The sequence below is a fragment of the Mesorhizobium sp. L-8-10 genome (genome assembly GCF_016756635.1).
GTDB lineage: Bacteria > Pseudomonadota > Alphaproteobacteria > Rhizobiales > Rhizobiaceae.
Map to the genome: position 1 here is coordinate 932,275 of NZ_AP023263.1, position 11,515 is coordinate 943,789.

Consider the following 11,515-nt stretch of genomic DNA (forward strand, 5'->3'; position numbering starts at 1 on the left):
AGCGGTCGCAGATCTCATCGAGTGCCGATGGCTGCCACTGCGCATTCGACACCGCGCAATTCGGCCAGGCCCTTCAGCCGGCCGATGGCAGGATAGCCGGGCTGCGCCCCGCGTTTCAGGTCGTCGAGTATATCCTGACCGTGATCGGGCCGCATCGGTATCTCCCAGTCGGCACGGCCGTGCGCGCGGCGGCGTGCCTCTTCGTTCAACAGCGCGGCAACAAGCGCCACCATATCGGCATCGCCGGAAAGATGCTCGGCCTCGTGGAAGGAACAGGGCCAGTCCGGCGTCTCGCGCGTCACGTTTCGCAAATGCACAAAGTGAAGGCGCGAGCCAAATCGCTCGATCATGCCGGGAAGGTCGTTGTCGGGGCGCGCGCCAAGCGAGCCGCTGCACAAGGTGACGCCGTTGGCCGGACTGTCCACCTCCCTCAGCACGTGGGTGTAGTCCGCCTCCGTCGACATGATCCGCGGCAGGCCGAGCAGTGGGAAGGGCGGGTCGTCGGGGTGGCAGCAGAGCCGAAGGCCGAGCCGCTCGGCGACCGGGACGACCTCGGCCAGAAAATCGATGAGATGCCGGCGAAGCCTGGCCGCGTCTATCCCCCTGTAGAGATCAAGCCGCCGAATGAGCCCGTCCAACGAATTGTCCTCGGCCGATCCCGGCAAGCCCGCGTTGACGCTGGCGGCCAGCCTGGCTCGCCGGCTGTCGTCCATGGCGGCGAAGCGGGCGTCCGCGGCTTCGACCATGTCGGCGCGGTAGTGCCCGGCTGCGCCAGTGCGCTTCAGGATGTGCAGGTCGAACGCTGCAAAGTCGACCAAGTCGAAACGCATGGTGGTCCCGCCATGCGGCACGCGCCATGCGAGGTCGGTGCGCGTCCAGTCGAGCACGGGCATGAAGTTGTAGCAGATAGTCGACAGGCCGGCCCGGGCAAGGTTTTCGAGCGAGATGCGGTAGTTGGCAACGTGTTCGCGCCAGTTGCGGGCCTGTGTCTTGATCGCTTCCGAGACCGGCAAGCTCTCGACCACTTCCCATCGGAGGCCGCTTGGCACCCCCTCGGGAAGCATCGCGACCTCGCGCTGCCGCTTCTCGATCTCCGCTGGCTGCCACACCGCGCCCGGCGGCACATGATGCAGCGCTGAGACGATGCCCACCGCACCAGCCTGACGGGCGTCGGACAAGGTCACCTTGTCCACCGGCCCGAACCATCGCCAGCAATGACGCATTGTGCTTCTCCGAATCCCGCTCGCCGTATCGTCAGCCAAACGCCAGATCTGGGAGCCACAGAACCAGGCCCGGCAGGAAAAGCAGCGCGAAGATGAGGCCCACCACCGCGGCGACGAAGGGCACCGCCTCCCGGGTGTAGTCCTCGATCCTGACATCCATGAGCGAGCAGACGGCGAACATGGCCACGCCGACCGGGGGCGTCATGCCGCCGAGCGTTACGATGCTCATCATGAGGATGCCGAAATGCACGGGATCCACGCCTGCCTGCGCGACGATGGGAACGAAGATCGGCGTCAGGAGCAGAACAAGGACGGTGCTTTCCACGAAGCAGCCGGCGACGAGCAGGAAAAGCAGAATGGCCGCGACGATCATCTGCGGATTGCTGATGCCGTTGAGCATCCAATGCGAGATGCCTTGAGGCACTTGCATATAGATGATGGCAAACCCCACCATGCCCGACATCAGGATGATGATCGTGATGAGCCCGATATCGGAGATCGCATGTTCGAAGGCACGGCACATCTTCGACCAGTCCAGTTCACGATGTGCGAGAAAGCCGACCGCCACGGCGTAGACGACAGCCAGTGAGCCGACCTCCGACGGCGTGAACACGCCTCCTCTAATGGCAAAGACAAGCGCTACCGGGAAAAGCAGAGCCCATTTCGCGCCCCACACCGCCGAAACGAGAGCCTTCGTCGTTGGTCGTTCTGTATTGGCGACCACGTAGTTGCGGCGCCTGGCGATCACATAGGTCGTGGCCATGAGCACGCACATCATCAGGAGTCCCGGAACGATACCGGCAAGGAAAAGCCGCCCGATCGAGACATTGCCGACATAGCCGTAGAGGATGAGGCCGATCGACGGAGGGATGGTGGCCGTGATGAGCGATCCGACGGCGATGGCCGCCGCCGAGAATCCCCTCGCATAACCATGCGATATCATGGAGGGACCGAGAATGCGGGCCTCCATCGCCGCGTCGGCGACGGCCGAACCGGAAACGCCCCCCATCACGGTCGACAGGACGATCGCGACCTGGGCCAGCCCACCCGACATCCAGCCGACGGCTACCGACGAAAAACGGAACAGCCTCGCGGTGATGCCGCTCTCGTTCATCAGGTGGCCGGCAAACACGAAGAACGGAACCGCCAGGAGTGGAAAGCTCTGGCTCATCGTCGCTATCTTCTGGACGCCGATCGACATCGGCATGGTCGAATCGGTCACGAAGAAGATGAATCCCGAAATACCGATGGCGAAAGCCACGGGCATTCCCAGGAACATAAGGACGAAGAAGACCAGCGTGATGAGAACCATGGCTCAGAGTTCCGACGCCGGAGCGGCTTCGCCGCCGGTGCGCGAATAGACCAGCGCACCCTGCGCGCGAGAACGCCATGCCTTCACCATGTTCGAGGCCAGCGCGATGCCGAGCATGACGGAGCCGACGGGGACGGCCGCGGTGACCCAGGCATAGGAGAGCCCGCTGTCACCGAACAGGCGCTGCCGGTTGAACAAGGTGAGCCTGCATCCTTCGACGGCGAGGAAGGCGAGGAAGACGAGAATGACGACGGAAAGCAGCATCTCCAGCGCGAAGCGTCGGCGGTGGCCGAGATGGCGTGTGAACAGTTCGATGCCGATGTGACCTTTCTCCCGCATCGCCCGCGTCGCGCCCACGAAACACAGCCAGATGAAAAGCAGTTGCGCGACATCGACCGACCAGATGAGAGGCCGGTCGAAGAAGCGCATGATCACGGCGACGAACACGAGAACAACGATCGCGGTCAGCAGACAGGCCCCGACAACGAATTCCAGTCTGGCGAGACGATTGAGCATTTCGGCCATTCTCGGCACGGACGTTTCAACCTGGTCGCATGGATCCCGATGATTATTGCCCGACGATCTTCTGCAGTTCCGCGCGAAGCTCACCGTACCCCAACTTGTCGTAAACTCCGGCGGTAGCCTCCTCGAAGGGCCGCACATCGATTTCGTTCACGGTCATGCCTTCATTCCTGAGCTGCTGCTCGATCTTCGCGAGGGAATCGCCGGTCCCGCGCGAGGCGACGTCACCTGCCTTCAGGCCCTCCTCACGCAACATCGCCTGCATGTCCGTCGGCAGGGCGTCGAACCAGGCGCCGCTGGTGACAAGCCCGGTTATGAGATTGATATGATGCGTCTTGGTCACGAACTTGGTGACCTCGAAGAGCTTTGACCCCTGTCCGGCGGGCAATTGCGCCTCCACCGCGTCGATTACATTCTGCTGCAGGCCCGAGTAGACTTCGGCATAGGGCATCGGAGTCGGGGTCGCGCCCATGGCCCCGATTGTCTCGAGCCAGACCGGAGAACCGATCGTGCGCATGCGCACGCCCTTCAAGTCGGCCGGCGAATTAACCGGGGTCTTGGTCCATAATTGCCGCTCGCCCTGCCACCAGTTGAAGGAGAGCACCTGCAGGCCGGAACCGTCATGAAGTTTCTTGACCCACTCCTCGAACAGCGGCGAGGTAACGACCTTGCGGACCCCGTCGTAGCCCGAGGCGAGATAAGGCGCGCCGAGCACGCCGAACTCCTTCTGGAAGACTGCAAGCCGGCCACCATCCACAACCACGGCCACCGGCGCGCCGGCCCTGGCTTGCTCCAGCACGTCCTCATCCGGGCCAAGCTGCGAATTGGGGAACAGCTTGACCTCGATCGCCCCTTTGGATCGTTCAGCGACGGCGTCGCGGAAGCTCTCGAGCCCTTTGTAGAGCGGGTCGTCGGTGGTAAGGGCGGTGTTGATGCTCAGAGTGTGGTCGGCACCCAGCGCCGGCCACGTCAGGGCCAGCAATGCCACAGGCACCAATGCCTTCAGCGAGACGTGTTGCATGTGTTCCTCCCAGACCAATGCATCTTTCATGTAGGCTAGTATGGTAGTATAGAATTGTCAACATGACCGTCGATTTCTCACTTTCCGCACTGGAACAGGATGGCCGGCGCCTTCGGCAGCAGACGATGGGAGGCCGCGTCTTCGAGAGCGTGCGAGCGGCGATCATCCAGCTCCAGTTTCGCCCCGGAAACCCCTTGTCCGAGGCGGAGATCGCCCGGCAGCTCGGCGTATCCCGGCAGCCGGTTCGTGAAGCCTTCATCAAGCTCGCGGAAACGGGGCTGGTGGAGATCCGGCCACAGCGCGGCACCTTCGTCCGGATGATCTCCATGCGCGAAGTGGGCAACGCCCGATTCCTGCGCGAGGCAATCGAGGTCGCCATCGCCAGGAAGGCGGCAGTGGAAGCTACCGATGCGGACATTGCCGCGCTGGAGGCGTTGATCGCCGAGCAACGCGCAGTAGCCGTCAATGGCGACAACGCCGCGTTCCTGCGGCTGGACGAGAAATTTCACCAGGCAATCGCCCGCAGTGCCGATTGCGAGGATGCCTGGCGGGTGCTCGAAGGGCTGAAGGCGCAGATGGATCGGGTACGCTATCTGTCGCTGCCGGAGGCAACGCCCCTGGAGACCATCATCGAGCAGCATCGGAACATCGTCGCCGCCCTGGCCAGTCGCTCGCCGCAGGAGGCGGAAACGACGATGCGACAGCACCTGTCCGAAATCCTGCTGTCGCTGCCCAAGCTGGCGGCGCGACATCCCGCCTATTTCGCTGACTGAGAGCCACGCAGAACCTGCCGGCGGCACGATGCCGGCCTTCTCGGAATTCGCGAGAGAAGGCCCGGAGGTACTTCAGCGAAGCGTGGATCTCGACATCGGCGGCGTTCGTCGGTTCGCCGCCAATCTCTTGCCAGAGGACCGTGTTGATCGCGACGCCCGTTCCGGAAATCTCTCGGGGGCGATGGCATCTCCGGGCGCTGCGGCGATGACGATATCGCAGGCAAAGGCGAGGCTCGCGCCCGCGCCGGCCGCAACGCCGTTGACGGCGGCGACGACGGGAAGGCGCGAATTGCGAATGAAGCTGATCAGCGGATTGTAGCTCCCGCAAATTCTCCGACAGGTCAGGCTCGACGCCGTCGACGAAGACGCGCTCCGTCAGGTCCTGCCCGGCACAGAAGGCCCGCCCAGCGCCCGTCAGAAGGACGGCGCGACAGGCGTTGTCGGCCTCCGCCGCCTGCCTGCAACGCGGCGGGCAACTCGCCATGCAGCGCCCTGGTGAAGGCGTTGAGCTTGTCCGGACGGTTCAGCGCGATCGTGCGATAGGCGCCATGACTGGTGACAAGGACGCTCGACTGTTCCGACATGCGATTGTCTCCCGGCCTCAGCCTGCACCTTCGGCCGGCGTCGCCAGCGCGCGATGGCGTCCGCGCAACCGCGAAATCGCGGTCCAGAGGACAATCGCGGCGATGCAGGCGAGGAAAGCGGCGCTCAGGGGACGCGTGAAGAAGCTGGAGAAGTCGCCGCCGGCGATCACCATGGCGCGGCGGATATTTTCCTCCAGCATCGGCCCGAGGACGAGCCCCAGAAGGAGCGGCGCGACCTGGAAGCGCAGCAGCTTCAGGATGTAACCGAGCAGGCCGAAGGCGATGAGCACATAGAGGTCCACCACCTGGTTGGCGACGCTGTAAACCCCGATGCAGACCAGCGCGATGATAACAGGAAAGAGGACGCGGTAGGGGATGAGCAGGATGCGCACCCAAAGACCGATCATCGGCACGTTGAGGATGACGAGCATGATGTTGCCGATCAGGAAGCTCATCACCAGGCTCCAGAAGAGCTCCGGCTGGCCTGCGATGAAGTTCGGTCCGGGAAGGATGTTGTGCACCATCATCACGCCGAGCATCAGCGCCATGACCGGATCGCCCGGAATGCCGAGGCTGAGCGTTGGGATGAACGAGGTCTGAACTGCGGAATTGTTTGCCGCTTCCGGCGAGGCCACGCCCTCGATCGCGCCCCTGCCGAAGCGCGACGGGTCCTTGGCCACGCGCTTTTCGACCGCGTAGGACATGAAGGATGCGGTCACGCCGCCGGTTCCGGGCAATGCGCCGAAGAAGGAGCCGATCGCCGAGCCGCGCACGATCGGCATGAGCGATTGTTTCCAGTCGGCGCGCGTCGGCGCGAGCGACTTCAGCGTGATCCTGCCCGGCGCCGGACGTGCCCGATCCTTCGAGCCGGCGGTCGCCATGACTTCGGGCAGACCGAAGAGGCCGACCGCGATCGCGACAAGGGACAGGCCGTCATAAAGCGCGGGAACGCCAAAGGTGAAGCGTGCCGTGCCGCTGTTCAGATCGATGCCGACGAGGCCGAGGACGAGGCCGAAGACGACCATCGTCAGGGCGCGGAAAGGCGACTCGCTGGCGAGCAGCGCGGCGGCCACGAGGCCGAGGAGCATCAGCGAGAAATATTCCTGCGCGCTGAACCGGATCGCCAGTTCGGCAAGCGGCTGCGAAAAGGCGGCGAGCAGGATCAGGCCGACAATGCCGCCGACGAAGGAAGCGATCGCGGTGATGAACAGCGCAACGCCGGCCCGTCCCTGCCGCGCCATAGGGTAGCCGTCGATGAGGGTGACGGCGCTCGAGGCCTCGCCCGCCAGATTAAGCAGGATCGAGGTGATGCGCCCGCCATAGGCAGCCCCATAATAGATGCCGGCGAGCAGGATGAGCGCGAAAGCGGGACTGACGTGATAGGTCAGCGGCAGGAGCATTGCGATGGACGCCATCGGCCCCAGCCCCGGCAGGACGCCGACCAGCGTGCCCAGCGATACGCCGACGAAGCAGTAGAACAGGCCCTGCGTCGAGAATGCGACGCCCATGCCGAGCGCCATGTTCGAGAAGAGATCCATCACTACCACCGGATCGCGGGAATCTGGACGCCGAGGCCGTAGACGAAAGCGGCGAGCGAGAAGGCCGTCACCAGGACCGCAAGCATTGCGGCGAGGAGCAGCGACGGCGACCGGTCGGCGAGCGATGCCAGGAAGACGGCAACGAAGGTTGCCGGCCCGAGCCCGAAAGGCCCGACCAGCGCGGCAAAGGCCGCGATGCTGCCGAGGACCAGCAGAAGCTGGCGCGGATGGATGTAATCGTGGTCTTCCTCGACGGGCGTGCGACCTTCGACGACGACGATGCCGAGACCGAGAAGCGCGAGGACCACGCCGGCGATGGTCGGGAAGTAGCCGGGTCCCATGTCGCGGGCGGTGCCCAGTGGATACTCCCAGGCGAAATAGACGGTCAACAGGCCGACGAGGCTCGTGGCGCCACCGGCCACGATGTCGGTCATGCTGCGATCAAACACTCGCATTCGAACTTCCTCCCGAGAAGTTGTATCGACCGGCGCTGCAATCCTCCCGCAGCGGCAGGTCCTGAAGCCGGACCCGCACTGGACGGGCGGCCGTAGACGGCCTGGCAATGCCGGGCCGGGACGTCGAAGGACAGATACCCCATGACTGACCGGTCGGTCAACACGATCGGGCGTTCCTGTCCAAGGCGGCGCACGCCTCGCGCATGGCCGGGAAACCGACCGCGCAGGCATGGACCGCGATATGGGCGGTCAGTTGCAGCACCTGCTCGATCTCGTCTTGCGTCGCGTCCAGCGCCAGCGACTGCCGGATCGCGGCGCGCAGGCTTTCCCGGTCCAGCGCGACGAAACAGGCCGCGAGCGCGATACGGATGAGCACCTGATCCCGAGGCGAGAGCCCCTCGCCGTCGTCGCGGACCGCCATCATGTCGAGCATCAGTGCGAAGAAGGCGGCATCGCGGCGCAACAGATAGTCGCAATGTCCGGGCCAGTCGCCACGGATCGCGATGTAGCGGCCTCGAAGCTCCGCCTGTTCCAGCGACAGCGGCCCGGCACTCGATGCCGCGCCGCGGCGGCCGAGTTCCCCGGACAGGATGTCCATCCCCGCAAGGCAGCCGTCGAGCCCCCGCGCGGTCGCAAGCTTGAGGACGTCGCAGATGTCGCGCCGGCTGGCGCCGGCTTCCAGCGCGAGGCGGATGTGGAGGGCGGCGCCCGGCGCGAACATGTGCGCGGCCGAGCAGTCGAGCGCGACATAGACGAGTTCGACCATCCGGCGCGAAAGCGGACCATGCGCAGCGGGATAGCCGGCATAGCGGCCATAGGCCTCGAGGAAAGCGGGGTCGATGACGAGAAGATCATGCGTCCATGGCCGCCAGTAGCCGCGCGCGGCGATGAAGGCCTCCTTGCGGCGCAACTGGTCGGGTGTCAGGCCATCATCATCGGACATCGACCTCACCTCCGACTTCGACGACGCTGCCAGTGCAATAGGAGGCCTGCGGGCCGGCGAGGAAATGCAGCGTCTGGCATGCCCCCTCGCCCGGCGCGCCGGCGACGGCATTGGCGCGCACGCCCTTCGCCGCCCATTCGCAGGCGAGCGTCTTGACGAGCATGCCCGCCGCATCGCGATAGGCGGCCGCCTCGGCGGCGCCCGCCAGGGTCGCACCGTCGATGAAGGACACGAACGCACCGTAGCGCTGCCCGCAAAGCACATGTCCCGCCGCGCGCGCGACCTCGAAACGCCTCGTCAGCGCCGGCAGCAGGCCTGCCTCGCCGGCAGGCGCACCGGACGCATCGACGATGGCGGCAATCCCGCCATGCCTGCGAAGCTGTTCGTCGAGAGCCGATCGCAAGACGAGGCCGTCGGTGGCGACGTCGGAGGGAAGCCAGACGACACGCGCATCGTCATTCCAGAACGTGCCGGCGCAGGTCTCGCCGAAGCCGTCGCCGATGACGATCGTCGTCGCCGCCTCGGCCGGCGCGACCGCCGCAACCTCGACGGCCGCCGGAGGACGACTGCCGCCGAAGGCCTGCGATCCGCCGTCGGCGGCAAGGATTGCGCCGCTGACACGTGACGCAGCCGGCCCGGCGAGGAAAGCGATGACCTCGGCGATTTCCTCCGGCCGGCCGATGCGTCCGAGCGGGATTTTGGCGGCCGCTTCGGCCGGGTCGAGCCGTCCGGCCGCAATGAGGGCACCGACGAGATCGGTGTGGACGAAGCCCGGCGCGACGGCATTGACCCTGACACCATGCGCCCGCGCCTCGTCGGCCAGGGCACGCGTCAGGCCGAGGACGCCGGCCTTCGACGCGCTGTAGCTGCCGCGCAGAGGCAGGGCGCGAAAGGCCGCGCCGGAAGCGACGTTCACGATGGCGCCCCCCTCGCCTGCGCCCTCCTCACCTGCCATGTGCGCGAGCGCCATCCGCCCCGCCATGGCCGCGCCGGAGAGATTGACCGACAAAACGGCCTCGAAAGATGACCGGTCGTGGTCGAGCAGCGGCAGTCCGCGCTGGTCCGTCCGCCCGGCATTGTTGACGAGAACGTCGATGCGGCCGAACGCTTCGCGGCAGGCGGCGAACATCGCCGCGAGGCTGCTTTTGCTGGCGACGTCGACGGCGAAGGCGATATGGCGGGGGCCGAGTTCCGCCGCCGCCTCGGCCGCGCGATCCCCGTCGAGATCTGCAAGCACGACATGCGCGCCGCATGCCGCCAGGAGACGGGCGGTCGCCCGGCCGATGCCCGCCGCAGCGCCCGTCACGATGACCGCCTTGCCCGACATCCGCGCCCGCGGCATCACGGCCCTCAAAGGTTGGAGAAGGTCACGCCGCCATCGACGGCGAGCGTCTGGCCGGTGATGAAATCGCTTTCGTCGCTGGCAAGGTAGCAGATGGCGCGCGCGATGTCGTCGACCGTGCCGAGCCGGCCGAGCGGCGTCGCGGCGATGCGCTTTGCGTCGCGCTCGGCCGAGCGATGCCTGGCGGTGCCTTCGGTCGGGATGGCCGAGGGGGCGACGGCGTTGACCCGGATGCGCTGCGCGCCGAGCTCGGCGGCGGCGGCCCGCGTGATGCCCATCACGCCGGACTTGATGCCGCTGTAGACGACGGAATTGGCCGCCGAGCGCAGACCGGCCGTGGAGGCGACGTTGACGATCGAGCCGCCCTTGCCGTCCATCGCCTCGACGGCCGCCTGGATGCCCCAGATCACGCTCTTGAAGCCGATGACTAGCATCCGGTCGACCGTCTCCGGCGCGATGTCGGCGACGGCCTGATACCGGACCCATGCGGCATTGTTGACAAGGATGTCGAAACGTCCGCCGGTCTCGCGCGTGCGGGCGACGGCCTCGCGCATGCCCTCGCGCGTCGCGACATTGACGGCGACCGGGACGGCGCGCCCGCCGAGCCCCTTGATATCCGCGACGCAGTCGGCGACGAATTCTTCCTTGAGGTCGTTGATCGCGACGATCGCGCCGCGCGCGGCCATCAGTCTGGCGCTCGCGCGGCCGATCCCGTGACCGGCGCCGGTGACGAGCGCGACCTTTCCTTGCAGCGAGCGGGTCATCTTGTCTCCTCCTCAGGCAGCTTCGAGAGCCGGCGCGATGCCTGCAACGTAAGCCTCGGCCAGCCGATCGAGATTTCCGGCCGCATCGCCCTGCGCTTCAAGGCTGCGGATATGGCGCAGGTAAAAATGCAGCGGCACCTCCCAGGTGAAGCCCATTCCCCCATGGACCTGGATCGCGCCCTCGGCGACCGCGACGCCGCCCGTCACGGCGGCCAGGAACGCGATGCGGGCGGCATGCGGCGAACCCTGTCCGGCAGCGGCATGGCCAAGCGCGACCCGGGCGCTTTCCAGCGCGAGCTTCTGGCGGGCAAGACCGTGGCGGATCGCCTGGTTACCGATCAGCGCCTTGCCGAACTGCTTGCGGTCGGTCGCATGCCGCGTGGCCGCGGCGAGGCAGAACTCCGCCGAGCCGACGGTAGCGGCCGCCTGCAGCAGGAGCGCGTCGCGCTCGATGCGGTCCATCGTTTCAGCAGACACCAGATCGGCCTGCCCGATTTCGACCTTGTCCAGCACGATCGTGAATTCGGGATGGACGACGTCGAGCGAATTCCGGTGGGCCCTCACGCTGGCGCCGGCGACGCGAAGATCGACAAGGACGCCGCATCCGTCGTCTGTCCTCAGAAGAGCGAAGTCGGCTCCGTCGGCAAAGGGCGCGCTGCCGACGCTGCCTGACAAGGAGATACGGTCCCCGGCCGGCGACCGCGCGACGCGGCCTTTCCACGCGACGGTGGCGACCGCCCCGCCCGCAGCTACGCGTGCCGCCGGCTCAAGGGCTTCGGCGAGGCTGCTGGCGACGAGCAGCGTCTCGATCATGGGGAAGCGCAAAAGCGCGCGGCCGCCGGCCTCAGCGACCGGAAGCGCGAAGCCTATTGGAAGTCCCATGCCGCCGGCCGCCTCCGGCACGCAGATGGAGAGGAGCCCATCGGCCGCGAGAAGCGCCGCCTGCCTGGCAAGCGACTTGCCCTCGCAGGCCGCCACCGCGCGGCGCGCGGTATCCTCGAAATCCGCAGGCGTCATTCCGTTGAATTGAAGGGCCAT

At 66.3% G+C, this 11,515-nt stretch carries 13 protein-coding genes; 1 reads left to right on the forward strand and 12 read right to left on the reverse strand.

The genetic code is table 11. The features are described from left to right. Positions 1–14 precede the first annotated feature (14 nt). From uxuA to JN280_RS04245, 4 genes are read right to left on the reverse strand one after another with little or no spacing between them, the layout of a single operon-like run. Positions 15–1,223, reverse strand: coding sequence for a mannonate dehydratase (uxuA, locus tag JN280_RS04230; protein ID WP_202310261.1), 1,209 nt, complete (start codon positions 1,221–1,223; stop codon positions 15–17). A 31-nt stretch (positions 1,224–1,254) separates the two neighbouring features. Further along, positions 1,255–2,535, reverse strand: coding sequence for a TRAP transporter large permease (locus JN280_RS04235; protein WP_202310262.1), 1,281 nt, complete (start codon positions 2,533–2,535; stop codon positions 1,255–1,257). 3 nt (positions 2,536–2,538) lie between these two features. Continuing rightward, positions 2,539–3,051, reverse strand: a complete 513-nt coding sequence (locus tag JN280_RS04240) for a TRAP transporter small permease (RefSeq protein ID WP_202310263.1) — start codon at positions 3,049–3,051, stop codon at positions 2,539–2,541. A 52-nt stretch (positions 3,052–3,103) separates the two neighbouring features. Beyond that, positions 3,104–4,078 (reverse strand): C4-dicarboxylate TRAP transporter substrate-binding protein, encoded by a 975-nt coding sequence (locus tag JN280_RS04245; protein ID WP_202310264.1) that lies wholly within the window; start codon positions 4,076–4,078, stop codon positions 3,104–3,106. A 62-nt stretch (positions 4,079–4,140) separates the two neighbouring features. On the opposite strand from JN280_RS04245, the gene JN280_RS04250 reads away from it, so the two are divergent. Beyond that, on the forward strand, positions 4,141–4,851 hold the full coding sequence (locus JN280_RS04250) for a GntR family transcriptional regulator (RefSeq protein WP_244742945.1): 711 nt from the start codon (positions 4,141–4,143) through the stop codon (positions 4,849–4,851). A gap of 72 nt (positions 4,852–4,923) precedes the next feature. Here the strand turns inward: JN280_RS04250 and JN280_RS40215 are convergent, their stop codons facing one another. From JN280_RS40215 to JN280_RS04285, 8 genes are all read right to left on the reverse strand, one after another. Continuing rightward, positions 4,924–5,196: an enoyl-CoA hydratase-related protein gene (locus tag JN280_RS40215; RefSeq protein WP_446720836.1), complete on the reverse strand. Its 273-nt coding sequence runs from the start codon at positions 5,194–5,196 to the stop codon at positions 4,924–4,926. Continuing rightward, positions 5,193–5,435 (reverse strand): hypothetical protein, encoded by a 243-nt coding sequence (locus JN280_RS40220; RefSeq protein WP_446720810.1) that lies wholly within the window; start codon positions 5,433–5,435, stop codon positions 5,193–5,195. The genes JN280_RS40215 and JN280_RS40220 overlap by 4 nt, the downstream gene beginning before the upstream one ends. Positions 5,436–5,452: 17 nt before the next feature. Continuing rightward, the gene (locus JN280_RS04260; RefSeq protein WP_202310265.1) at positions 5,453–6,973 is read right to left on the reverse strand and encodes a tripartite tricarboxylate transporter permease; all 1,521 of its coding nucleotides are present in this window, start codon (positions 6,971–6,973) and stop codon (positions 5,453–5,455) included. Between the two features lie 2 nt (positions 6,974–6,975). After that, positions 6,976–7,428, reverse strand: coding sequence for a tripartite tricarboxylate transporter TctB family protein (locus JN280_RS04265; RefSeq protein WP_202310266.1), 453 nt, complete (start codon positions 7,426–7,428; stop codon positions 6,976–6,978). 157 nt (positions 7,429–7,585) lie between these two features. Next, positions 7,586–8,371 carry a carboxymuconolactone decarboxylase family protein gene (locus tag JN280_RS04270; protein ID WP_202310267.1) on the reverse strand — a complete coding sequence of 262 codons (786 nt, stop codon included), beginning with the start codon at positions 8,369–8,371 and terminating at the stop codon, positions 7,586–7,588. Further along, a complete protein-coding gene (locus tag JN280_RS04275; RefSeq protein WP_210387832.1) occupies positions 8,361–9,713 on the reverse strand; it encodes an SDR family NAD(P)-dependent oxidoreductase in 1,353 nt (450 codons plus the stop codon). Before JN280_RS04275 ends, JN280_RS04270 begins: the two co-directional genes overlap by 11 nt. Positions 9,714–9,721: 8 nt before the next feature. Further along, positions 9,722–10,477: an SDR family NAD(P)-dependent oxidoreductase gene (locus tag JN280_RS04280; RefSeq protein WP_202310268.1), complete on the reverse strand. Its 756-nt coding sequence runs from the start codon at positions 10,475–10,477 to the stop codon at positions 9,722–9,724. A 12-nt stretch (positions 10,478–10,489) separates the two neighbouring features. Then, entirely contained in the window at positions 10,490–11,515 is a 1,026-nt protein-coding gene (locus JN280_RS04285) for an acyl-CoA dehydrogenase family protein (protein ID WP_202310269.1), read from the reverse strand.

Bases quoted from the DNA above. Each gene is read 5' to 3' on its own strand.
- JN280_RS04235 (WP_202310262.1), bottom strand. From the start codon at position 2,535: ATGGTTCTCATCACGCTGGTCTTCTTCGTCCTTATGTTCCTGGGAATG.
- JN280_RS04245 (WP_202310264.1), bottom strand. From the start codon at position 4,078: ATGCAACACGTCTCGCTGAAGGCATTGGTGCCTGTGGCATTGCTGGCC.
- JN280_RS04240 (WP_202310263.1), bottom strand. From the start codon at position 3,051: ATGCTCAATCGTCTCGCCAGACTGGAATTCGTTGTCGGGGCCTGTCTG.
- JN280_RS04275 (WP_210387832.1), bottom strand. From the start codon at position 9,713: ATGCCGCGGGCGCGGATGTCGGGCAAGGCGGTCATCGTGACGGGCGCT.
- JN280_RS04250 (WP_244742945.1), top strand. From the start codon at position 4,141: ATGACCGTCGATTTCTCACTTTCCGCACTGGAACAGGATGGCCGGCGC.
- JN280_RS04280 (WP_202310268.1), bottom strand. From the start codon at position 10,477: ATGACCCGCTCGCTGCAAGGAAAGGTCGCGCTCGTCACCGGCGCCGGT.
- uxuA (WP_202310261.1), bottom strand. From the start codon at position 1,223: ATGCGTCATTGCTGGCGATGGTTCGGGCCGGTGGACAAGGTGACCTTG.
- JN280_RS40220 (WP_446720810.1), bottom strand. From the start codon at position 5,435: ATGTCGGAACAGTCGAGCGTCCTTGTCACCAGTCATGGCGCCTATCGC.
- JN280_RS04285 (WP_202310269.1), bottom strand. From the start codon at position 11,515: ATGGCCCTTCAATTCAACGGAATGACGCCTGCGGATTTCGAGGATACC.
- JN280_RS04260 (WP_202310265.1), bottom strand. From the start codon at position 6,973: ATGGATCTCTTCTCGAACATGGCGCTCGGCATGGGCGTCGCATTCTCG.
- JN280_RS04270 (WP_202310267.1), bottom strand. From the start codon at position 8,371: ATGTCCGATGATGATGGCCTGACACCCGACCAGTTGCGCCGCAAGGAG.
- JN280_RS04265 (WP_202310266.1), bottom strand. From the start codon at position 7,428: ATGCGAGTGTTTGATCGCAGCATGACCGACATCGTGGCCGGTGGCGCC.